Source organism: Streptomyces sp. TRM70350, assembly GCF_019219825.1.
Classification (GTDB): domain Bacteria; phylum Actinomycetota; class Actinomycetes; order Streptomycetales; family Streptomycetaceae; genus Streptomyces.
The window spans coordinates 369,013-390,188 of the sequence record NZ_JAHUXH010000001.1 but is presented as its reverse complement, the minus strand read 5'-3'; the positions used below and the strand labels follow the sequence as shown (position 1 = coordinate 390,188).

Below are 21,176 nucleotides of genomic sequence, written 5' to 3'. Positions count from 1 at the left end.
CGGGCGACGGTCCACCACCGCGCTGGCCGGGGTGGACGTCGCGGTCGGCGAGCGCGGCTCGCTGGCGATCACGGGTCCCTCGGGCTCCGGCAAGTCGGCCTTGCTGCACACCCTGGCCGGGATCATCTCCCCGACGGCGGACAGGTTCTGCTGGGCGGCGAGCGCATCGACACGCTCGGCGAGAACCGGCTCAGCGCCCTGCGCCGGAGCCGCTTCGGATTCGTGTTCCAGTCCGGCCGGCTGCTGCCCGAGCTGCCCGCCGAGGAAGACGTCGCCCTGCCCCTGATGCTGGAGGGCGTTTCGCGCAAACAGGCTGTCGAGCGGGCGCGGCGCCCCTCCAGCCCGTCGAGAGAGGGCCGTCGGTGGGCGGCCCGCCGTTGACCGCGGGTGAGGGATGATCGACCCATGACCACCCCCGCCCCGCCCAGCAAGCCCATCCGGGTGCTGATCGCCGGCGACCAGGACATGGTCCGTACCGGCTTCCGGTTCTTCCTCGACGCGCAGCCCGACCTCACCGTGGTCGCCGAGGCCGCCGACGGGGAGGAGGCCGTGGCGCTGGCGCGGCGGGAGCGGCCGGACGTATGTCTGCTGGACATCCGGATGCCGAAGCTGGACGGGCTGGAGGCCACGCGGCTGCCGGCCGGGCCGGGGGTCGCCGACCCGTTCGGGTGGTCGTGGTGACGACGTTCGACCTCGACGAGTACGTGTACGGGGCGCTGCGCGGCGGTGCCTGCGGGTTTCTGCTCAAGGACTCCGGGCCGACCCTCCTCGCGGAGGCGGTCAGGGCCGCCGCGGCCGGTGCCTCCCTGGTCTCCCCGTCGGTCACCGTCCGCCTGCTCAAGCACGTCACGGCCACCGCCCAGCAGCCGCCGGAGCCCCCGCGCCCCGCACCGTTGCCGGAACCGCTCACCGAGCGCGAGCTCGACGTCGTCCGCCAGGTCGCCCTCGGCCGCACCAACGCAGAGATCGCCGCCGAGCTCTACGTCTCGCTCTCCACGGTCAAGACGCACCTGTCCAGCGTCCAGCTCAAGCTGGCCGCCCGGAACCGGGTGGAGATCGCGGCGTGGGCCTGGCGGAACGGGTACGCGCAGACGCGTTCGTGAGGCCATCCGTACGGGTGATCATGAGCGCCGCCCCTCGGCCGGTACGCTGTGGCAGCTGCGGCAATCCCCCCACCTCACCCGCACCCGTGGTGAGTTACGGCCTGCGGCGCCGAAAATCACACACCATGAGGATGAATCACAGGTGCTCATAGCGGGCCGGTACCAGCTGCAGGATCCGATCGGGCGGGGCGCGATGGGAGAGGTCTGGCGGGCGTACGACGAGACGCTCGGCAGGCCGGTCGCCGTCAAGCTGCTGCTGCCCCAGGACTCCGACCCGACGGCCGCGTCACGCTTCCGGCTGGAGGCGCAGACCGCCGGGCGGCTGCATCACCCGTACGTGGTGGGCGTGCTGGACTTCGGCGCGCAGGAGGACCGGCTGTTCCTGGTGATGGAGCTGGTCGACGGCGACAGTCTCGCCCGGGTGCTCGCCGACGCGGGCCCGCAGCCCGCCGAGCGCGTGGCCCGGATCGCCTCGCAGGCGGCCGCCGGGCTGGCCGCCGCCCACCAGCAGGGCATCGTGCACCGCGACATCAAGCCGGCCAACCTGCTGCTCGACGCCGACGGCACCCTGAAGATCGGCGACTTCGGCATCGCCCGCTTCCTCGACGATCCGGCCGCCGCGCTCACCGCGACCGGCCAGATCGTCGGCACCAGCCTCTATCTCGCCCCGGAACGCGCGCTCGGCCGGCCCGCCGGCCCGGCCAGTGATGTGTACTCGCTGGGCTGCGTGCTGTACCAACTCCTCACCGGGCGCCCGCCGTTCCAGGCCGACACCCCGATCGCCATCCTCCACCAGCATCTCGACGCCACCCCGGTACCGCCCCGGCAGCTCGGCGCCGAACTCCCGCCCGCCTTCGAGAGTTACCTGCTGGGTCTGCTGGCCAAGCAGCCCGAGCACCGGCCCAGTGCCGCGCAGGTCGCCGACTGGTTCGCGGCAGGCGCCTGGCAGGGCCGCCCCGAGCCGCTGCCCGCCACCGCACCGACGCCCACCGCGCCGACGCCCGCGGCCCCGCAGCCGACCCGCGTCGGCGAGACCGGCCCGGCGACGACGTACATGCTGCCGTCCCTCCCGAGATCCGGGGCCCGGCGCCGCAGTCGGCCGGGGTCGCGGGAGGTGCTCATGCGGCCGCGCGTGATGGGGACCGCCGCGGCGGTGGCGTTGTTCCTGGCGGCGATGGTCGCCGGCATGCTGTGGTTCTCGCCGGACCACACGGCGGCAGAAGGCTCCAAGGACTCCCCCGGCACCACCACTCCCGCGGCCACCACCACGCCCACCCCGTCGCCGACTCCGTCCGACGCGTCCGCCACCCCGGCCGCCGAGACGTCCCCGACTCCCGTGGCGGCCAGGACCAGCGAGAAGGCCAAGGACGACAAACGCGAGCGGCGGCGTCACACGGACGACGAAGGCGATGACGGGGACGACGGGGACGACTGACTCCCATCCCTCGGACGGCTCCAGCCCCTCGGACGGCTCTACCCCCTCGGGATGGACCGCAGGAAGTCGGCCGAGGGCACGAAGAACCGGGTGCCGGTGACGGCCCGCGAGTAGTCCAGCAGCGGATCGGGCCCCGAGGTCGTGGTGCCGAGGTACATCCGCTCCAGCAGGGTCTCGGTCACCTGGGGATCGCGGGCGTACGCGATGAAGTACGTCCCGAACTCCCCGTGCCCGGGCCTGCCGAACGGCATCGCGGCGCGCAGGATGCGCGGTTCGGTCCCGTCCGGGGCCGTGATGCTGGTGACGTCCTTGTGCGAACCGAGCGCGTCCAGTTCGACGTTGGTCGCCTTGGTGCGGCCGATGATCTTCTCCTGGGTCTCGACCGGCAGCCGCTCCCAGGCGTCCATGTCGTGCAGGTACTTCTGTACGTCCACGTAGGAGCCGCCACGGAAGCCGGGGTCCTCGTCGCCCACGAGTGCCGCGTCGGCGGCGTCGGACCCGACCGGGTTCTCGGTGCCGTCGACAAAGCCGAGGAGGTTGCGCGAGTCGTAGTAGGCGAAGGCGTGCACCTCGTCCTGGACGGTGGCCGCGTCGCGCAGCCCCTTCATGATCTCCGCGGTCAGCGCGATGCACAGGTCGAGCCGGATCGCCCGGATGTGGAAGAGCAGATCGCCCGGTGTGGCCACGGCCTGGTGCCGGGGCCCGGTCAGCTCGCGGAACGGGTACAGCGCGGCCGGACGGGGAGCGCCGAACAGCCGGTCCCAGGCGTCGGCCCCGACCCCGGCCACGCAGGACAGACCGCCGTCGGGATACGGAAAGGCGAGGGCCCGCTCCCGGGCGGCGAGTCCCGCCAGCACCTCCCGGGCCACGGCCTCCCCGCCCGGACCGACGGTGACCACGAGAAAGACCGGGCGCTCGGCAACGGGCACAGCACCGGCTGCGGCCGGCCAGGGGCAGACGGTACCGATGACATGGCTCCTTCCCACTCATCGACGCGCGCCACCGCTCGGGTGGCCGATGGGCACTGGGACCCTGCCCAGCCGAACGCGCCTCGGCACCGTGGGAGTCCGTTCGAAACCGTGCGGGGCCCGGTGCCCCCGCCCGTCGCGGGTGTGCGGCACCGGAGCCCCGCGGCTCCCCACGGCCATGATGGCCGGGCCGAGGGACAGTCCGCATTGCCGTGTTCCGGCAATGTTGACTACGCTCCGGGTGCCGTCAGCCGCGAGAAAGGCGCCTGGACGGCATCGGGGAAGGGCAGGGGGCGGAGTGGCCGGGACGGCGACCGAGGAGTCGTATCTGCGGGGGTACGCCGACATGCTGACGGAGGTCTCCGCCACCGGGCGTCGCCCCACCCGCGACGAACTGGACGAGCGTCGCGCTCTCGGCGAACGGGCCGCGGAGGCCGGGCACAGCCTGCGGATGCTCGTCCGTCGGCATCTCGACGCCACCCGCGCCTGCTGGCCCGGCGCACCGGGCTCGGCGGACAGTGTGCTGGCCGCGGTGTCCCAGGCCGTCGACGCCTTCGCGGAGGGGTACGAGCGGGCACAGCATCTGGCGGTGCGTCAGGAGGAGGCGGCTCGGCGGGAGTTCATCGACGACCTGCTGTACGGGCGCAGCGATCTGGGGCGGCTCGCGGAACGGGCCGAGCGGTTCGGGCTGGTGCTGTCCCGCGCGCACGCGGTCGCGGTCGCCGAGGGCCCGGAGGCGTACGCGGACACCCACCCGGTGACCCGCCGCGTGGAGACCGCCCTGATAAGCCGCTTCGGCGACCGGCGCATCCTGCTCACCACCAAGAACGGGCAGCTGATCTGCATCGCCCCCGGCGACCAGGACGAGGTGCTCGCGTTCTTCGCCAAGCAGGCCCATGCGGTGACCGACGCGGGGCGCGTGGCCATCGGGCGGCCGCAGCCCGGCGCGGGGGGCGTGGTCCACTCGTACGAAGAGGCCCTCAGCACCCTGCAGCTCGCGCAGCGGCTGGCGCTCGACGAGCCGGTGCTGCGTGCCGCCGAGCTGTTGGTGTATCCGGTGCTCACCCGGGACCGGCAGGCCATGGCCGACCTCGTGCTGAGCGCCCTCGGGCCGCTGCGCGGGGCCCGCGGCGGCGCGGAGCCGCTGCTGCGGACGCTGGAGGTGTACTTCGAGTCGGGCTGCGTCGCGGCCGAGGCGGCCCGGCGGCTCACGCTGAGCGTGCGCGCCCTGACCTACCGTCTGGAGCGCATCCACGAGCTGACCGGCGCCAATCCGGCCGACCCGATGCACCGCTACACCCTGCAGACGGCTGTGATCGGCGCCCGGCTGCTGGACTGGCCCACCCAGGAACTCTGACTCCCGGACGGGCCCGTTCCGCACCGGCGTTCAGCCGGTGATCTCGGCATTCCCGGCCTGTGGCGTCCCACCGGGTGGTGCCGTTTGTGTCGACGTCCTCATGGCTCAGGCGCCGGTGGTGTTGTCCGCCGTCGTTCGGGCCGGGGTGGGTTCGCGAACGGAAGGTGCGGCGGTAGCTGTCGGTCGTCTCCAGCAGCTCACTCATCGGCCGCTTCCGGCAGATGGTCGGCGGCGAGCGCGCCCGCAAGGTGGAGAACACCGGCGGGGAGCCGGTCGGCGTCACGCTCGGCAACGACCTCGCGTCATCCCCCGGGCGGCATCGTGATGCTCACCGACGACGACTGCGGCGCCACAACGCCGCCGCCGACCCCTTCCGCGTGATCCGACCCGGCCGCCCACGACCGTGCGGAGCGCGCCGTTGCCCGTCAGCGCTCCGCCGTCGGCAAACCGAGCATCCCCGTGATCGTGCGCAGCACACCGTTCTCCGTGTTGGCCGGAGCCAAGTGGCGGGCGCGGCGGATGACCTCCGGGTGGGCGTTCGCCATCGCGAAGGACCACTCCGCCGTGTCGAGCATCTCCAGGTCGTTGAGGTAGTCGCCGAACACCATCGTCTGCGCGGGCGTGATGCCGAGTTCGCGCTGGAGGCGGCGGACGGCGGCGCCCTTGTGGGCGGTGCGGTTCATGATGTCGACCCAGTGCTCGCCGGAGACGACGACCTGGTGAGTGGCGCCGAATCGGGCGAGGGCCGGGGCGGTGGTCCGTTCCGCGGGCCCGAAGTCGTAGAGGGCGACCTTGAGGATGTCGTCGTCGACCGCGGTGACGTCCTCGACCGTGCGGTGCTCGACGTAGTACTTGCGCACCTCGGCCAGGAAGGGCTCGTCGGTGCGCTCCACGTACGCGGACCGCTTGCCGCAGACGACGGCGCCCACGTCGACGCCGTCGGCCGCGAGTCGCCGTACCGCCCCGACGACGTCCGTGACGACGGCCGGGTCCAGCGGGTCGGAGCTCAGTTCCACGCCGTCCCGGACGACGTACGTGCCGTTCTCCGCGATGAACACCATGCCCTCGGCCGCCCGGGCGAACTCCCGGGCCAGCGTGGCGTACTGGCGACCGCTCGCCGGGCTGAACAGCACCCCGCGCTCCCGCAACCGCTCCAGCACCTCCCACAGCCCGGCCGGGACCCGCTTGTCGTCGTCCAGCAGCGTGCCGTCCATGTCGGTCACGACGAGCCGGATGTCGGCGGGGCCGTGCGGTGCCGAGGAGTCGTAGGTGGTGGGCAGGGGCGCGTGGGAGTAGGGCATGTCCTGTTTCCTGGGGCGCTCGGCCGCGCCGCTTGTCGTTCCGGATGCGACCGTCAACCCTACCGGGGACAATGCCCCGTGCGGGTGGGACCCCGAGTCCCCCGATTCGCAGCACGCGCTGATCTTGGACCCGGCACAATGGCGGCGACTGCGGTACGGGCGAGGAGAGGAAGAGACGTGAGCGAGGCTCCCACCCCGGCGGAGGGAACGGCACGCCTGAACACCGGTGTGGCGCACAACGCACGGGTCTGGAACTACTGGATCGGCGGCAAGGACAACTACGAGGTCGACCACCAGGTCGGCGACCAGGTCGCCGCGATGTTCCCGCTGGTCCGGGACATCGCCCGGGCGGACCGCGAGTTCCTGGGCCGGGCGGTGTCGTTCCTGGCCGATGAGCGCGGAGTGCGGCAGTTCCTGGACATCGGCACCGGGCTGCCGACGGCGGACAACACCCACGAGATCGCGCAGCGCATCGCGCCCGAGTCGCGGATCGTGTACGTCGACAACGACCCCATCGTGCTGATCCACGCCCGGACCCTGCTGACCGGCACTCCCGAGGGCGTCACCGACTACATCGACGCCGACGTGCACCACCCGGACGCCATCCTCGAACGTGCCCGGCGCACCCTGGACTTCACGCGTCCGGTCGCGGTGATGATGCTGGGCATCCTCAACTTCGTCCTGGACACCGACGAGGCCCGGGACATCGTGCGCCGGGTCATGGCCGCCGTCCCGTCGGGCAGCTTCCTGGTCATGACGCACCCCACGCACGACGCCGAGCTGGGCGGCGAGGGCCAGATCCCGGCCATGAAGTTCTGGAACGAGAACGCCACCCCGCCCGTCACCGCCCGCAGTGGCGCCGAGATCGCATCATTCTTCGACGGTCTGGACATGCTCGAACCGGGCCTGGTGTCGTGTTCCGCCTGGCGCGCCGAGCTGCACGCCCCCGTCGTGGTACCGCAGTACGGCGCGGTGGCCGCGAAACCCTGACACCGGCACCGACCCGGCCGCCGAGCCCGCCGAGCCCGCCGAGCCCGCCGAGGAGGACGTATGACGACCCTTGCCGACCCCGTCCCCGGCGGCCGCCCCGGTGAGGTGAAGACGATACCGACGGCGAGGCCCGGGGCCGGAGCAGTGGGCCTGCGTGTGCACGGCGTGGGATGGGACTGGACGGCCTCGCGGCGGCGACACCACTGCCCGAGGAGGAGGCCGTCGCCGAGTTCCGGTGGCCCGCCGGGCCGAGTTCGGCACGGACGCGGTGAACCGCCGTTTCCTGTCCGCCGCCGGGACCGAGGTCTTCTGCGTCGACATCGGTCCCGACGCGCTGCGGAGCCTGCGGTGGGCGGGACGGGACGACGCCCGCCGGGTCTATCGGTTTTCCGACGACGTCTGAAAGTATGATCAAGCAATGTCTGACATGACCGAGACCACGCCCGGTTGGCTGACCCCCGACGAACTGGAGATGGCACGCGCCCGCATGCCGATCCTGTACGTCGAGGCAGTGCCGGTGCGCGTCGACGACAGCGGTGAAGTCACCAGCATCGGCCTGCTGCTGCGCATCGGACCGGACGGGACGGTCAGTCGCACCCTGGTCTCCGGCCGGGTCCTGCACCACGAGCGGGTCCGGGACGCCCTGCTGCGGCACCTGGAGAAGGACCTCGGCCCCGTGGCACTCCCCCGGATCCCGGCCTCACTCCAGCCCTTCACGGTCGCCGAGTACTTCCCGACCCAGGGCATCACGCCGTACCACGACCCGCGTCAGCACGCGGTGTCCCTCGCCTACGTCGTGCCGGTGACCGGCGACTGCCGGCCCCGGCAGGACGCGCTGGACCTGGTGTGGTTCAGCCCGCAGGAGGCGGCGTCGGACGCGGTGCAGAGCGAGATGCCCGGCGGGCACGGGGTGCTGCTGAAGCAGGCACTGGCGCATGTGGGGCTGGCGTTGTGAGGATGCGTTTCGACGGCGGTGGTTGCGGTGTCGGCGGCGATCCGGCCGACCCAGTGCTCCACGACGTCGGCCTCGGCGGGGCGGCTGCCCTCCAGTGGAGTCCGACGTGACCGCGCCGAAGCGCCGAGCGCCGGTCCCCGGCCCCCGCTCCGTGCTGCGAACCACGCAACAGCCCTGCACCCTCGTCGTGTGCCGGGGCTGCTGCTGCGGCAACGGGCGCAAGCACCCAGGCACCGACCACGCCTGGCAGCTGGACCGGCTGCGGGCCGCCGCCGCGGACTCGGGAGGTGGGTTCGCCGTCCGTACGACGGACTGCCTCGGCCCCTGCGACCAGGCCAACGTGGTCGTCGTACAGCCGTCGACCGCCGCACGGCGGGCCGGAGCCCGCGCGGTCTGGGTGGGATTCGCCATGGACGACGACTGCACCGGCGACCTGATCGACTGGGCCGCCGCGGGCGGGCCCGGCCTGGCCGAGCCGGCGGTGGCGCTTCAGCTGCAGTTCATCCGCCCACCGCGCGAGAAACGGGCTCGCGTACGCCGGTGAGGCCGACGGCGGGGCGGCGACTCAGTGGTCGTCCCAGTGACCGTCGTGCGTGGCGTGGCGGTGGCCGTCGTGCACGTAGTCGACGTGGTCACCGTGCGGCACGGCCACATGGCCGCAGCCCTCACCGTGCTCGTGGGGGTGGTCGTCGTGGGTCGCGTGTTCCGCGGGCTCGCACTCGTCGACGTGGTCGTCGTGCAGCCGGTGCAGATGGCCGTCGTGCGCGTAGTCCACATGGTCCGCGTGCGGGACCGCGACATGGCCGCAGCCCTCGCCGTGCTGGTGGGTGTGATCGGGGTGAGATGCGTGCGCGGTGGTCATGGATACCTCTTCTCGCCGAGTCGGCCGGCCGCGTTCGACGCTTTTGCGCCGCTGACTGAATCCTGCTCCTTGTCGCCCCCATCGCACACCCACGTCACGGTCAAGGGTTCCTCAACCCGGCGCGAGCCGACATTTAGTAATGGGATCCGTTTTCATGTAGCGTCTGCGGTGCAAGCGCACCGAGGAAGGACGTTCCATGGCTGTCCCCAAGCGGAAGATGTCCCGCAGCAACACCCGTCACCGCCGCGCCCAGTGGAAGGCGAGCACCCCGCAGCTGGTGCCGCTCACGATCGAGGGCATCCGCCACCTCGTGCCGCAGCACCTGGTCAAGGCGTACGAGCGCGGACTGCTGCGCCCCGAGGGCTGAGCAGCGGATGCCGTACGACCGACTGCCCGTCACCGTCCTGTCCGGATTCCTCGGGGCGGGCAAGACCACGCTGCTCAACCACGTCCTCGCCAACCGCGAGGGGCTGCGTGTCGCCGTGATCGTCAACGACATGAGCGAGATCAACATCGACGCGGCGCTGGTGCGCGGCGGCGAGGCCGCCCTGTCGCGGACGGAGGAGCGGCTGGTCGAGATGACCAACGGCTGCATCTGCTGCACCCTGCGCGACGACCTGCTGGAGGAGGTCGACCGGCTGGCCCGTGAGGGGCGCTTCGACCATCTCCTCATCGAAAGCTCGGGCATCTCGGAACCGATGCCCGTCGCCGCCACCTTCGCCTTCGCCCGCGACGACGGCGCCACCCTCGGCGACCTCGCCCGCCTCGACACCATGGTCACCGTGGTCGACGCCGCCAACTTCCTGACCGAGCTGGACAGCGGCGACGAACTGGTGGAGCGCGGCCTCGACCAGTACGAGGACGACGAACGCACCGTCAGCGATCTGCTGATCGACCAGGTCGAGTTCGCGGACGTGATCGTGCTGAACAAGCTCGACCTCGTCGACGCCACCACCGCCGACCGGCTGCGGGCGACCCTCGCGCGGCTCAACCCCGCCGCCCGCGTCGTCCCCGCCACGCACGGCCGTGTGGACCTCCACGAGGTCCTGGACACCGGCCTGTTCGACCTGGACCGCGCCCAGCAGGCGCCGGGCTGGGTCCGGGAGCTGAACGGCGACCACGTTCCGGAGACGGAGGAGTACGGCATCTCCTCCACCGTCTTCCGTGCGGAACTGCCCTTCCACCCCGGCCGGTTGTGGACCTTCGTGACAGAGCGGCTGGACGGCGGCGACCACGGCCGCGTCCTGCGCTCCAAGGGCTTCTTCACCCTGGCCAGCCGCCCGCGGGTGACGGGCCTGTGGTCGCAGGCGGGCTCCGTCGCCCGCTTCGAACCGTCCGCCGCACGCGACCACGACGCCCCGTACGCCCAGGAACTGGTCTTCATCGGCACGGACTTGAAGCCCGACGCCCTGCACTCGGCGCTGGCCGCCTGTCTGCTGCGCGAGGGCGAGGAACCGCCGTCCGACGACCCGTTCCCGGCCTGGGACACCTACGGCATCGACGACACCTGCGAGCACGAACACCCCGCGGCGGCGGCCGGGGCCTGAGACCCCGGGTCGGGCGGCGGACGCAGCCACGGCGCCGCCCGACCCGGTACGGACACCGAATGGGGAGGCTGTCATGACAGAGCACGGTGTACGTCTGGGCACGGTCCAGGAGACCCTGCTCATCCCGCTGTACGGCCGGGCGGTGGAGAACCGCAAGAAGGACGCCGCGCTGCGTGACGCCCGGGCGGAGGAGATCGTCGCGTCGATCGACTACGACTTCTCCCGCTTCGACAACCTGCCGAGCCTGATCGGCACGGTGCTGCGCACCAGTCTGTTCGACCGGTGGGTGGCCGACTTCCTGGCCGAGCATCCCGACGGCACCGTCGTCGAGCTCGGCACGGGCCTCAACACCCGGTACGAGCGCGTCGACAACGGCCGCGCCCGCTGGTTCGACCTCGACCTGCCCGACGTGATCGAGCTGCGCCGAGCCCTCTTCACCGACACCCCGCGCCGCACGATGCTCGCCGCGTCGGTGACGGACGAGGCGTGGGCCGACGCCGTGGCCGCGCGGTCGGACCGACCGTACTTCTTCGCCGCCGAGGCGGTGCTGCCCTTCCTGACGGCGGAGCAGGTCCGCGCGGTCGTCGACCTGCTCGCCGACCGCTTCCCCGGCTCCCTGCTGGCCCTGGACACCGCCGGCCCCGAGCTCGTCGCCACCCAGGACCAGCACGACGCGCTGAGCAAGGTCGACGCGCGGATGCAGTGGTCCTGCGCGGACCCGGCCGAACTCACCGACTGGCGGCCGGGCGCCCGCCTCCTCGCCTCCCACACCCTCAGCAGCCTCCCGGCCGCGATGTTCGACGAACTGCCCGCCGCCCACCAGGAGATGCTCAGCGGCCTCGCGGAGCAGCGGTTGCCGCAGGTGGAGAAGTACCGGATCAGTCTCGTACGGCTTCCCTGACCGGGTCAGCAGGCCGATTTCGGGGTGCGAACGGAAGGGTGCCGGCCGGGTCCGGCACCCTTCCGTCGGTCAGGCGACGAGCACGGCCGGCTCGTCCGCCGCCGCGAGCAGGTCGATGAGCGTGGCGCGGGCCCGGTTCACGCGGGACCGGACCGTGCCGACCGGGCAGTCGCTCAGTGCGGCGGCCTCCGCGTACGGCAGCCCGAGCAGCTGGGTGAGGACGAAGGCCTCCCGGCGCTCCTCGGGCAGAGCGGCCAGCAGGTCGAGCAGGGCGATGCCGTCGTCGAAGCCGGGCAGGTCGCGCGGCTGGGCCAGTTCCACGGCCAGCCGCCAGTCCGGTACGTCGCTCGGGCGCGGCCGGGCGGCGGCGTACCGATAGCTGTCGATCACCGCGCGGCGCGCGATCGACAGCAGCCAGGCCCGCGCGGAGGAGCGGCCCTCGAACCGGTGCAGGCTGCCGAGCGCCCGCAGGAACGTGTCCTGCGCCAGGTCGTCGACGGCCTGCGGATCGCCGCACAGATGGGCGACGTAGCGCAGGACATCGCGATGCAGGGCGCGGACGAAGTGGTCGACGGCGTCCGGGTCACCGGCGCGGGCGGCCAGCGCCCAGGCCGTTATCGAGTCGTCGGCGTGGTCGGCGGCTTTCCCGTCGCCCTCGGTTCTCTCCCGTGGGGCGGGCAGGGCAGAAGTGATCACCTGGTGTCCTTCTCGGTCATCCGGGATCCCGACCGGCGGCGCGTGGGCGCGCGTGCGGTCCGGGATCCGGTGAGTGGGGAGTCGGCCGTACGGCGTCCTGCGCGGCGTCGGAGGGCCTGCGCGGGCGTACGACCGTGGCCCGAGGCGCGTACGGCTGCCTCGGGTTACCGGCTGTCGTCAGACAGCGGTCCCCAGGGGCGGGCCCCGAGAGGTGATCGCGTGGACGAGGAGCAGCCGTCGCGGTGACCGCGCCGGCCTGCGGCGCCGCGGGCGGGGTCGCGGGCGGTGCGGTGGGGCGGGCACGGCGAGCGGCAGCCACAGCGGTGCCGCCAGCCATCCGGCCACGGCGCGAAGGATGCGGAACGCGGCGCGCTCGCCGTGTGCGAGCCACAGGCCGCACAGCAGCGCGGCCAGCAGGTGGGCGGCGAGCATGCCGAACGAGGACGAGCCGTCCATGACGGGGCCCATGCCGCCAATATGGCCCACATCAATGGCATCCATGGAGTGGGTGTGCGTCGAGCCCATGGGCATCGACGCCATGTGCGCGGCCCCCATGTGCGACGCCGACATGCCGTGCCCCATGGCACCCGTGTGGGTGTGGACCACGTCCTGCTCCGCGGCCGCCGACTGGGCGATCGAGAAGGCGGTGTGCAGTGCCGTCTGGGCGGTGACCACGACGGTCACGATCAACGGCAGCCCGCGCTCCCGGCAGGCCAGCCCCCAGCCCGCGGCACCGGTCACGGCGGCGCCGGTCGCCAGTACCCACCACGGCACATGACTGCCGGACATCAGCACGTGCCCCAGGGCGGCGAGCAGCACACAGACGGCCGCGAACACCGCGGCCCGAACCGTGCGAGAACACCACCCAACAGTCATGACGGCCCTCATCCTTGCATCCGGCGTCCGGTCGTCAACGGTGGGTACGGAAAACGGTGGTGTCGCTGACTCAATCCGAGACGCGTGATACAGACCACACGCATATGCCGGAACGAGCACGGCATGCGGGCCGACTCCTGAGGGCGACGACGTACTCCCTGCGGAGCCGGCCCGGACCCCGGCCCGGGCGGCACCGGCGTCGAAGAACTCCTCATGCCGTGCACCAGCGGATCGAGGGATGTGCCCACCCGCGCGGAGAAGTTGGTCACTTACGCAAAGCGCGGACGTTCTTCGGCCTGTCCTGCTTGCGAGGACCGGGCGGCCTTTCGTGTAAGTCCTTGGGCGGCGGCGTCAGCCATGCTCAGCATCGGCGGCGACAGCGGCCACGACTCCTTCACATTTCCGTTTCTCTGCGTGATTCAACATAAGCGGGGCGCGATCGACATGACGCAAAGCCCCCTTGAGCCGACCCGGAGGAGGCAAAAGACTTCTGCGGCAGCAAGGCCGCACTTGCGTCCCGGGACCCGCGGCACAGCAGTCACGATCGCAATGTGAGGAGAACGTCGTATGCCCGACGCCGGCTGTCGAGACGCCACACACTCGATCACCCTGACCGACGGCACCGCCACCCGGACTCGGGAGGCAACCCCCGTCGACCTGGGGCCGGTCCAGCAACTGCACCGCCGCTGCTCACCTGGCAGCCGAGCCCTGCGTTACCACGCGGGCAAGTCCCAGCTCTCAGCCGCCGAATGGCGCCACTTGTCCAACCCGGAGAGCGGCACCACCCTGGTGACCACTCCGGCCGAGCGTGCGGACCACGTCATCGCCATGACCAACGTCATGCGCACCGATCGTCAAGGGGTGGGAGAACTCGCGATCCTGGTCGAGGACGCGTGGCAGGCCAAGGGGCTCGGCACCGCGCTCGCCGAACACGCGGCCACCGTGGCCCGCCGCGAGGGTCACCACACACTGACCGCCGCGGTGGCTGCGAGCAACAAGCCGATGCTCCACGTCCTGCAGAGACTGCACGCGACGCCGGCCGACGCCACCGGGCCCATCCTCGACCTGCGCATCCCGCTGTAGCGGGCAGGGCGACCGGTCCGCACCGACGGTTCCTTCTGCCGCCTCAAGAGGACGCTAGTGCCCTGCTCGCGGTGCGCACAGGAGCTGCTGCTGCGCTGGAAGGGACCGGCGATGACCGGGGTCTGGCTGGAGCTGTGCCCGGCCTGTGGGCCCACCGCCCCGCCCCGAATGCCCTCATCAACCGGATCCACGACCCGGGCCGACGCCCGGAGGACCTGCGCAGCTCTTCGAGGACTGCGAGGCGGAGACCATGCAGGCCAGGGGACGGTCCTTCGCACCCGCCGCCGAGACGCACGCCGACCTGCCGCCGTACGAGCTCATCTGCCGCGACGTCTGTCCGAACCCCGGTCAGGCGCTGGTGTTCAGCCTGGGCCTTCTTGCGGCGTGCGGGGATCCTGGCCCTGCAATTGGACCAGGGGATGTTGAAGAGCGTCCCCTGGTGCCGATGCCGGTGTTCTGATCGTCCTGTCCGCGGAGCCGGTCGTGGCCGATCGCCCCTCGGAGGCGTCCGGGGCCGGGCCCGTCTCGATGACCGCGGAGCGGGCCTGGTCGTACTTGACGTACTGCTGCTCCAAGTACTTGGCGCCCGGGCCATTCGCCACGATGACCTGGTCGGCTACTCGAAACGCGTGAGTCGCACCGTCGCGCAGGCTCATGACGCGCGTCGCACGGCGTCACTCGGTTCACGCCGTGCCGGTTCAGGAGTCGGGTGCGGTGCGGGCGGAGTTCCACGGCACCGGTGTGGGGCGGGTCACACTGCGGGGTGCCCCGGGCTACGGTAGGGCGCGCAGCGAGCACGATTTCTCCCCCTTTGAGGTGTTTCACCATGGCCCTGAGCATCCGCAACCAGCTGCCCGGCACCGTCACCGCCATCACGCCCGGCGAGGTCATGGCGGCCGTCGTGGTCCGTCTCGACGGCGGGCAGGACATCACCGCGGCGATCACCGTGGACGCGGTACGGGACCTGGGGCTGGCGGAGGGGTCCGCCGTACGCGCCCTCGTCAAGTCAACGGAGGTCGCCCTCGCCACCGGCACGGTGGACGGACTGTCCATCCGCAACAGGCTGCGCGGCACGGTGCTGGGGGTCGGCACGGGCGGCGCGATGGCCTCCGTCAAGGTCTCCGTGGAGGGCGGCGAGCTGACGTCCGCGATCACCAGGGACGCGGTCGACGACCTGGGACTTGCCCCCGGATCCCCCGTAGTCGCCCTGATCAAGGCGACGGAGGTCTCCCTCGCGGCGCGGTGACGCACGGCCGGCTGCCACCGCTCCGCCCACCCGCACCCAGACCGGGGCGACGGACATCACCTGGGGCGGCTCCAAATTTAACCGTTCGTTTTCTTGAACCGTTCGTGTTTATCGCGATAGGTTCGGCGGCATGACCGCATCCCAGAACCCGGCCACCGCCGACGAGCTGCGCGGTGCCGGCCTGCGGGTGACGGCCGCCCGCGTCGCACTGCTCGAAACCGTCCGGGAGGGCGACCACCTGGGCGTCGAGGCGATCGCATCAGGGGTGCGCGATCGCGTGGGCCACATATCCCTGCAAGCGGTGTACGAGGCCCTGCACGCGCTGACCGCGGCGGGACTCGTGCGCCGGATCGAACCGGCGGGCAGCCCGGCCCGCTACGAGGGCCGCGTCGGGGACAACCACCACCACCTCGTGTGCCGGTCCTGCGGCACCGTCACCGACGTCGACTGCGCCACCGGCGAGGCTCCCTGCCTGACCGCGTCCGACAACCACGGCTTCTCGATCGACGAGGCCGAGGTCATCTACTGGGGCCTGTGCCCCGACTGTTCCACCCGCAGTTCCTGAGCACCGTGATCCACGAAGTCCGGAAGAAGGATTCCCATGGCTGAGAACCCTGATGCAATCGTCACTGACCCCAAGACGGAGGGCACAGGCGGCTGCCCGGTCGCGCACGGGCGCGCCCCGCACCCCACGCAGGGCGGTGGCAACCGCCAGTGGTGGCCGGAGCGCCTCAACCTGAAGATCCTCGCCAAGAACCCTCCCGTGTCCAACCCGCTCGGTGAGGACTTCGACTACGCCGAGGCGTTCAAGGCGCTCGACCTCACGGCCGTGAAACGGGACATCGCCGAGGTGCTGACGACCTCGCAGGACTGGTGGCCCGCCGACTTCGGCCACTACGGCCCGCTGATCATCCGGATGGCGTGGCACAGCGCGGGCACCTACCGCATCAGCGACGGCCGCGGCGGCGCCGGCGCCGGCCAGCAGCGCTTCGCGCCGCTGAACAGCTGGCCGGACAACGCCAACCTGGACAAGGCCCGCCGTCTGCTGTGGCCGGTGAAGAAGAAGTACGGCCAGAACATCTCCTGGGCCGACCTGATGATCCTCGCCGGCAACGTCGCCCTGGAGACGATGGGCTTCAAGACCTTCGGCTTCGGCGGTGGCCGTGAGGACGTCTGGGAGCCGGAGGAGGACGTCTACTGGGGTCCCGAGACCACCTGGCTCGACGACCAGCGCTACAGCGGCGACCGCGAGCTGGAGAACCCCCTCGGCGCGGTCCAGATGGGCCTCATCTACGTCAACCCCGAGGGCCCGAACGGCAACCCGGACCCGCTGGCCGCGGCCCGCGACATCCGTGAGACGTTCCGCCGGATGGCGATGAACGACGAGGAGACCGTCGCCCTCATCGCCGGTGGCCACACCTTCGGCAAGACCCACGGCGCCGGCCCGGCGGACCACGTCGGCAACGACCCCGAGGCCGCCTCCATGGAGGAGCAGGGCCTGGGCTGGAAGAACACCTTCGGCACCGGCAAGGGCGCGGACACCATCACCTCCGGTCTGGAGGTCACCTGGACCACGACCCCGACCCAGTGGAGCAACGGGTTCTTCAAGAACCTCTTCGAGTACGAGTACGAGCTCACCCAGAGCCCGGCCGGCGCCCACCAGTGGGTCGCCAAGGACGCCCCGGAGATCGTCCCGGACGCGCACGACCCGTCGAAGAAGCATCGCCCGATGATGCTCACCACCGACCTGTCGCTGCGCTTCGACCCGATCTACGAGCCGATCTCCCGCCGGTTCTACGAGAACCCGGAGGAGTTCGCGGACGCCTTCGCCCGTGCCTGGTACAAGCTGACCCACCGTGACATGGGCCCGAAGTCGCAGTACCTCGGCCCGGAGGTCCCGGAGGAGACCCTGCTGTGGCAGGACCCGCTGCCCGAGGCCGAGGGCGAGGTCATCGGCGCCGAGGAGATCGCGGCCCTCAAGGCCAAGCTCCTCGACTCGGGCCTGACCGTCTCGCAGCTGGTCAGCACGGCGTGGGCGTCGGCCTCGACGTTCCGCGGCAGCGACAAGCGCGGCGGCGCCAACGGCGCCCGCATCCGCCTGGAGCCGCAGCGCGGCTGGGAGGTCAACGACCCCGACCAGCTCGCGACGGTCCTGCGCACCCTGGAGAACATCCAGCAGGAGTTCAACGCGGGCTCCGCCAAGAAGGTCTCCCTGGCCGACCTGATCGTGCTCGGCGGCTGCGTGGCCGTGGAGAAGGCCGCCAAGGACGCCGGGTACGACATCGAGGTGCCCTTCACCCCGGGCCGGGTCGACGCGACGGAGGAGCACACCGACGCCGAGTCGTTCGCCGCGCTGGAGCCGACCTCGGACGGCTTCCGCAACTACCTCGGCAAGGGCAACCGCCTTCCCGCCGAGTACCTGCTGCTCGACCGGGCGAACCTGCTGACGCTGAGCGCCCCCGAGATGACGGTGCTCGTCGGCGGCCTGCGCGTCCTGGGCGCCAACCACCAGCAGTCGAAGCACGGCGTCCTCACCGACAACCCCGGCAAGCTGACGAACGACTTCTTCGTCAACCTGCTCGACCTGGGTACGACGTGGAAGTCGACCTCCGAGGACCAGACCACGTTCGAGGGCTTCGACGCCGCCACGGGCGAGGTCAAGTGGACCGGCACCCGCGCCGACCTCGTCTTCGGCTCGAACTCCGAGCTGCGCGCGCTCGCGGAGGTCTACGCGAGCGACGACGCGCAGGAGAAGTTCGTGAAGGACTTCGTCGCCGCGTGGGACAAGGTCATGAACCTGGACCGGTTCGACCTGGCCCGAGACTGACCTGAGTCAGACAGGAGGCCGTCCAGGCAGGCACCCGACGGGGGCCGGCCCGGACGGCCTCGGTCGTTCCCGGGGGAGAGCAGTAAAGGAGCCCGTGCATCCAGCCCAAGGGCGGCACGTCATGAGCGCTTCGGCGGTTGGATCCACCCCAGGGACCGCTCGACGGCCCGCTTCCAACATGCGTACTCCCACTCTCGCCGTTCGGGGTCCATGTCCGGCAGCCACTGGGCGGCCCGGTGCCAGTTGCGGCGCAGGACCTCAAGATCCGACCAGTAGCCGGCTGCCAGGCCCGCGGCGTAGGCCGCACCCAGCGACACCGTCTCGGCGACCAGGGGCCGCACCACGGGGACGTCGAGCGCATCGGCCAGGAACTGCATGAGCAGGTTGTCGGACGTCATGCCTCCGTCCACCTTGAGTTGCTTCAGGGCGAGCGCGGAGTCGGCGTTCATGGCGTCGACGACCTCTCGTGTCTGCCAGCCGGTGGCCTCAAGGACGGCTCGGGCCAGGTGGCCCTTCGTGATGTACGACGTGAGGCCGACGATGACGCCTCGGGCGTCGCTGCGCCAGTGGGGGGCAAACAGACCGGAGAACGCGGGGACGATGTAGCAGCCGCCGTTGTCCTCGACGGTGCGCGCCAGCGTCTCGATCTCGGGCGCGCTGTTGATCAGGCCCAGACGGTCGCGGAACCACTGGACGAGCGCGCCCGTCACGGCGATCGGGCCTTCCAGGGCGTAGACGGTGGGCTGATCGGCGATCTTGTACGCGACGGTGGTGAGGAGCCCGTGCCGGGAACGTACGAGGTCGGTGCCGGTGTTCATCACCAGGAAGCTGCCGGTCCCGTAGGTGCATTTCGCCTCGCCGGGCGAGAAGCAGGTCTGTCCGAACAGAGCCGCCTGCTGGTCGCCGAGGGCGGCCGTGATGGGCACGCCGGGGAGCACCGAGCGGGCCTCACCGTAGGTCTCGGCCGAGGGCCGGATCTCCGGCAGCATCGGGCGCGGAACCCCGAAGAAGTCCATGAGCGCTTCGTCCCAGGTCAGCCTGCGGATGTCGATGAGCATGGTGCGGCTGGCGTTGGTGGCGTCGGTGATGTGCAGACCGCCGTCCGTGCCACCGGTGAGGTTCCAGATGAGCCAGCTCTCCATCGTGCCGAACAGCACCTCGCCGTCCCGGGCCCGCTGCTCCAGCCCGTCAACGTGGTCGAACAGCCAGCGGATACGCGGCGCGGAGAAGTAGGTCGATGGGGGCAGGCAGCAATGCTCGAGGAAGAACTCGTCTCCGGGCTGTTTCCTCAGGTCTTCGACGAGCGGGGCGGTGCGGGTGTCCTGCCAGACGATCGCCCTGCCCAGCGGGGCTCCTGTCCGACGGTCCCACAGAACCGTCGTCTCGCGCTGGTTGGCGATCCCTATGGCCGAGATCTGTGCCGCGTCAATGCGGGCGTTCGACACCGCCTCAGGTACAACGCGCTCAAGGTTGCGCCAGATCTCGACGGCGTCGTGCTCGACCCAGCCGGGCCGGGGGAAGTACTGCTGGTGCTCCCGCTGGGCGACCGACACCAGCCGCCCGCCGTGGTCGAACAGGATGCATCGCGTGGAGGTGGTGCCCTGGTCGATGGACATCACATACCGTTCAACCATGATCGGCCCTGCCTTCCGATGTGTCGCGGAGGTGCTGGGGGCCTACCAGCGGGCCGCGCCCAGGTCTCTGGAGATCGCGCGTGCCGCCTCCCGCAGCACGGTGATCAGGGCCGGTTGAGGCCGGCCTTTGGTGTCGCAGATCCGCTCGACGGCGCCGGACACTCCGATCGCGCCCACCACGAGACCGCCCTGTCCTCGGATCGGTGCGGCGATCCCGGCTTCGCCCATGCTCATTTCCTGCACCTCGGCGCCCCAGCCGATCTCCCGTATCTCGCCGAGCGCCCGGTTGAGCTCATCGCGGTGGACCAGGGTGTGCCGGGTGTACGCCTCCAGTTCGGTCTCCATCAAGGGGTCGAGGGGCGCGGCACCGAAGGCCAGCAGGACCTTGCCGAGCGAGGAGGCGTGCAACGGCAGCAGCGCGCCGACGTCCAGCGTCTGGAGCGTGTCGTCCGGCCGGAAGACGTGGTGGATGACGAGCACCTTGCCCTCCAGGGGCGTGCCCAGGCGGACGGCCTCCCCACTGCGGGCGGCCAGGGCGTCGGCCCAGTTGATGGAGCGCGAACGCAGTTCATTGACGTCGAGGTAACTGGTGCCGAGGTGCAACAAGGCCGCGCCGAGCTGGTATTTTCCGGTCGCCGGGTCCTGCTCCACGAAGTCCACGTGCTGAAGTGTGCGCAGAATTCCGTGGGCGGTGCCCTTGGCCAGCCCCAGCGATGACGCCACCTCCCCCAGCCCCAGCCGACGGGATCCGCCGGCGAGCAGGCGCAAGATCGCCGCCGCCCGCTCTATGGACTGGACTGGGCCGGCCATGAGGCGATGGTAGTCCTCGTAAGTCCGATATGGGACTGTCGTTCGGTAATACCGACCGCTCTTCGTTGACCGGTCGCATTTCCCTCCATAGCGTGCATTCAGCCCGGCCTGCAGTCGGCAGGGCTTCCCTGAGGAGGAGAACACATGACAACAGCGCAGCTCAATGCCGCGCGTCGTGGGGAAGTCGAACACGTCTTTTCGCTGCCGCACACCCCGGGGGCCGTCTCGGCCGTACGCCGCCGCATACGCCCGGTCCTCACCGACTGGAACCTGGCCGCGGACATCGCCGAAGACGTACTGCTGGTCGTCTCGGAGCTGCTCACCAATGCGATCGTCCACGCTCTGCCCCCGGCGACGCTGAGGCTCTCGCGGAGCCAGGTGGACCGGTACAGAGCCATACGCGTCGAAGTGACCGACATGGGGCCTGTTCCCGTGGCGGGCCCGTCGGCGTCCACTGTCGACCCGGACGAGCACGGCCGGGGTCTCGGCATCGTCACGACGCTCGCGGCCCGGTGCGGCGTACGAGTGCATTCCGGCGGAACCAGCCGGTGGGCGGAGCTGCAGTTCGGCCGGAGCTGAGGCCGG

General features: G+C 71.2%; 20 protein-coding genes and 3 pseudogenes. 16 read left to right on the top strand and 7 right to left on the bottom strand.

The features are described 5' to 3' along the window. Positions 1-22: 22 nt before the first annotated feature. The 3 genes and pseudogenes from KWI83_RS01740 to KWI83_RS01730 all read left to right on the top strand — a co-directional run. Positions 23-345: pseudogene (locus tag KWI83_RS01740) on the top strand (ATP-binding cassette domain-containing protein); the annotation flags it as partial. A 60-nt stretch (positions 346-405) separates the two neighbouring features. Further along, positions 406-1,103: pseudogene (locus tag KWI83_RS01735) on the top strand (response regulator). Between the two features lie 142 nt (positions 1,104-1,245). Continuing rightward, a complete protein-coding gene (locus KWI83_RS01730; RefSeq protein WP_218512418.1) occupies positions 1,246-2,538 on the top strand; it encodes a serine/threonine-protein kinase in 1,293 nt (430 codons plus the stop codon). Positions 2,539-2,576: 38 nt separating this feature from the next. On the opposite strand, the pseudogene KWI83_RS01725 reads toward KWI83_RS01730, so the two are convergent. Beyond that, positions 2,577-3,511: pseudogene (locus tag KWI83_RS01725) on the bottom strand (Dyp-type peroxidase). 341 nt (positions 3,512-3,852) lie between these two features. Here KWI83_RS01725 and KWI83_RS01720 point away from each other — a divergent pair. Then, the gene (locus tag KWI83_RS01720; protein WP_256361680.1) at positions 3,853-4,863 is read left to right on the top strand and encodes a CdaR family transcriptional regulator; all 1,011 of its coding nucleotides are present in this window, start codon (positions 3,853-3,855) and stop codon (positions 4,861-4,863) included. A 425-nt stretch (positions 4,864-5,288) separates the two neighbouring features. Here the strand turns inward: KWI83_RS01720 and KWI83_RS01715 are convergent, their stop codons facing one another. Beyond that, entirely contained in the window at positions 5,289-6,164 is an 876-nt protein-coding gene (locus KWI83_RS01715) for a Cof-type HAD-IIB family hydrolase (protein WP_218512415.1), read from the bottom strand. Between the two features lie 177 nt (positions 6,165-6,341). On the opposite strand from KWI83_RS01715, the gene KWI83_RS01710 reads away from it, so the two are divergent. From KWI83_RS01710 to KWI83_RS01695, 4 genes are all read left to right on the top strand, one after another. Next, positions 6,342-7,154, top strand: coding sequence for an SAM-dependent methyltransferase (locus KWI83_RS01710; RefSeq protein WP_218512414.1), 813 nt, complete (start codon positions 6,342-6,344; stop codon positions 7,152-7,154). A gap of 235 nt (positions 7,155-7,389) precedes the next feature. Further along, positions 7,390-7,557, top strand: a complete 168-nt coding sequence (locus KWI83_RS01705) for a hypothetical protein (RefSeq protein WP_218512413.1) — start codon at positions 7,390-7,392, stop codon at positions 7,555-7,557. A 24-nt stretch (positions 7,558-7,581) separates the two neighbouring features. Then, positions 7,582-8,109, top strand: a complete 528-nt coding sequence (locus tag KWI83_RS01700) for an NUDIX hydrolase family protein (RefSeq protein WP_218512715.1) — start codon at positions 7,582-7,584, stop codon at positions 8,107-8,109. A 151-nt stretch (positions 8,110-8,260) separates the two neighbouring features. Next, a complete protein-coding gene (locus KWI83_RS01695) occupies positions 8,261-8,653 on the top strand; it encodes a (2Fe-2S) ferredoxin domain-containing protein (RefSeq protein ID WP_374106269.1) in 393 nt (130 codons plus the stop codon). 21 nt (positions 8,654-8,674) lie between these two features. On the opposite strand, the gene KWI83_RS01690 is transcribed toward KWI83_RS01695, so the two are convergent. Beyond that, positions 8,675-8,971 (bottom strand): hypothetical protein, encoded by a 297-nt coding sequence (locus tag KWI83_RS01690; RefSeq protein WP_218512412.1) that lies wholly within the window; start codon positions 8,969-8,971, stop codon positions 8,675-8,677. Positions 8,972-9,167: 196 nt separating this feature from the next. Here KWI83_RS01690 and rpmF point away from each other — a divergent pair, with 196 nt between their 5' ends. The 3 genes from rpmF to KWI83_RS01675 all read left to right on the top strand — a co-directional run bounded on the left by rpmF (position 9,168) and on the right by KWI83_RS01675 (position 11,419). Continuing rightward, a complete protein-coding gene (rpmF, locus tag KWI83_RS01685) occupies positions 9,168-9,338 on the top strand; it encodes a 50S ribosomal protein L32 (RefSeq protein ID WP_218512411.1) in 171 nt (56 codons plus the stop codon). 7 nt (positions 9,339-9,345) lie between these two features. Continuing rightward, positions 9,346-10,518 (top strand): GTP-binding protein, encoded by a 1,173-nt coding sequence (locus KWI83_RS01680; RefSeq protein ID WP_218512410.1) that lies wholly within the window; start codon positions 9,346-9,348, stop codon positions 10,516-10,518. A gap of 73 nt (positions 10,519-10,591) precedes the next feature. Then, a complete protein-coding gene (locus KWI83_RS01675) occupies positions 10,592-11,419 on the top strand; it encodes a class I SAM-dependent methyltransferase (RefSeq protein ID WP_218512409.1) in 828 nt (275 codons plus the stop codon). Positions 11,420-11,488: 69 nt separating this feature from the next. Here the strand turns inward: KWI83_RS01675 and KWI83_RS01670 are convergent, their stop codons facing one another. Further along, positions 11,489-12,115 (bottom strand): sigma-70 family RNA polymerase sigma factor, encoded by a 627-nt coding sequence (locus KWI83_RS01670; protein WP_218512408.1) that lies wholly within the window; start codon positions 12,113-12,115, stop codon positions 11,489-11,491. A 177-nt stretch (positions 12,116-12,292) separates the two neighbouring features. Beyond that, positions 12,293-12,991, bottom strand: a complete 699-nt coding sequence (locus KWI83_RS01665; RefSeq protein WP_218512407.1) for a hypothetical protein — start codon at positions 12,989-12,991, stop codon at positions 12,293-12,295. A 567-nt stretch (positions 12,992-13,558) separates the two neighbouring features. Here KWI83_RS01665 and KWI83_RS01660 point away from each other — a divergent pair. From KWI83_RS01660 to katG, 4 genes are all read left to right on the top strand, one after another. Next, on the top strand, positions 13,559-14,074 hold the full coding sequence (locus KWI83_RS01660; RefSeq protein WP_218512406.1) for a GNAT family N-acetyltransferase: 516 nt from the start codon (positions 13,559-13,561) through the stop codon (positions 14,072-14,074). A gap of 826 nt (positions 14,075-14,900) precedes the next feature. Next, positions 14,901-15,320 (top strand): molybdopterin-binding protein, encoded by a 420-nt coding sequence (locus KWI83_RS01655; RefSeq protein WP_218512405.1) that lies wholly within the window; start codon positions 14,901-14,903, stop codon positions 15,318-15,320. Positions 15,321-15,450: 130 nt separating this feature from the next. After that, on the top strand, positions 15,451-15,885 hold the full coding sequence (locus KWI83_RS01650; RefSeq protein WP_218512404.1) for a Fur family transcriptional regulator: 435 nt from the start codon (positions 15,451-15,453) through the stop codon (positions 15,883-15,885). 36 nt (positions 15,886-15,921) lie between these two features. Continuing rightward, entirely contained in the window at positions 15,922-18,147 is a 2,226-nt protein-coding gene (katG, locus tag KWI83_RS01645) for a catalase/peroxidase HPI (protein ID WP_218512403.1), read from the top strand. A 119-nt stretch (positions 18,148-18,266) separates the two neighbouring features. Here katG and glpK read toward each other — a convergent pair whose 3' ends face one another. Together glpK and KWI83_RS01635 are read right to left on the bottom strand one after the other, a co-directional pair. Continuing rightward, positions 18,267-19,781, bottom strand: a complete 1,515-nt coding sequence (gene glpK, locus KWI83_RS01640; protein ID WP_218512402.1) for a glycerol kinase GlpK — start codon at positions 19,779-19,781, stop codon at positions 18,267-18,269. 42 nt (positions 19,782-19,823) lie between these two features. After that, positions 19,824-20,591, bottom strand: a complete 768-nt coding sequence (locus KWI83_RS01635) for an IclR family transcriptional regulator (protein WP_218512401.1) — start codon at positions 20,589-20,591, stop codon at positions 19,824-19,826. A 144-nt stretch (positions 20,592-20,735) separates the two neighbouring features. Here KWI83_RS01635 and KWI83_RS01630 point away from each other — a divergent pair, with 144 nt between their 5' ends. Continuing rightward, positions 20,736-21,170: an ATP-binding protein gene (locus KWI83_RS01630; RefSeq protein WP_218512400.1), complete on the top strand. Its 435-nt coding sequence runs from the start codon at positions 20,736-20,738 to the stop codon at positions 21,168-21,170. Positions 21,171-21,176 lie beyond the last annotated feature (6 nt).

Bases quoted from the DNA above. Each gene is read 5' to 3' on its own strand.
- KWI83_RS01655 (WP_218512405.1), top strand. From the start codon at position 14,901: ATGGCCCTGAGCATCCGCAACCAGCTGCCCGGCACCGTCACCGCCATC.
- KWI83_RS01720 (WP_256361680.1), top strand. From the start codon at position 3,853: ATGCTGACGGAGGTCTCCGCCACCGGGCGTCGCCCCACCCGCGACGAA.
- rpmF (WP_218512411.1), top strand. From the start codon at position 9,168: ATGGCTGTCCCCAAGCGGAAGATGTCCCGCAGCAACACCCGTCACCGC.
- KWI83_RS01690 (WP_218512412.1), bottom strand. From the start codon at position 8,971: ATGACCACCGCGCACGCATCTCACCCCGATCACACCCACCAGCACGGC.
- KWI83_RS01660 (WP_218512406.1), top strand. From the start codon at position 13,559: ATGCCCGACGCCGGCTGTCGAGACGCCACACACTCGATCACCCTGACC.
- glpK (WP_218512402.1), bottom strand. From the start codon at position 19,781: ATGGTTGAACGGTATGTGATGTCCATCGACCAGGGCACCACCTCCACG.
- KWI83_RS01700 (WP_218512715.1), top strand. From the start codon at position 7,582: ATGACCGAGACCACGCCCGGTTGGCTGACCCCCGACGAACTGGAGATG.
- KWI83_RS01680 (WP_218512410.1), top strand. From the start codon at position 9,346: ATGCCGTACGACCGACTGCCCGTCACCGTCCTGTCCGGATTCCTCGGG.
- KWI83_RS01630 (WP_218512400.1), top strand. From the start codon at position 20,736: ATGACAACAGCGCAGCTCAATGCCGCGCGTCGTGGGGAAGTCGAACAC.
- KWI83_RS01665 (WP_218512407.1), bottom strand. From the start codon at position 12,991: ATGACTGTTGGGTGGTGTTCTCGCACGGTTCGGGCCGCGGTGTTCGCG.
- KWI83_RS01675 (WP_218512409.1), top strand. From the start codon at position 10,592: ATGACAGAGCACGGTGTACGTCTGGGCACGGTCCAGGAGACCCTGCTC.
- KWI83_RS01650 (WP_218512404.1), top strand. From the start codon at position 15,451: ATGACCGCATCCCAGAACCCGGCCACCGCCGACGAGCTGCGCGGTGCC.
- KWI83_RS01635 (WP_218512401.1), bottom strand. From the start codon at position 20,591: ATGGCCGGCCCAGTCCAGTCCATAGAGCGGGCGGCGGCGATCTTGCGC.
- katG (WP_218512403.1), top strand. From the start codon at position 15,922: ATGGCTGAGAACCCTGATGCAATCGTCACTGACCCCAAGACGGAGGGC.
- KWI83_RS01715 (WP_218512415.1), bottom strand. From the start codon at position 6,164: ATGCCCTACTCCCACGCGCCCCTGCCCACCACCTACGACTCCTCGGCA.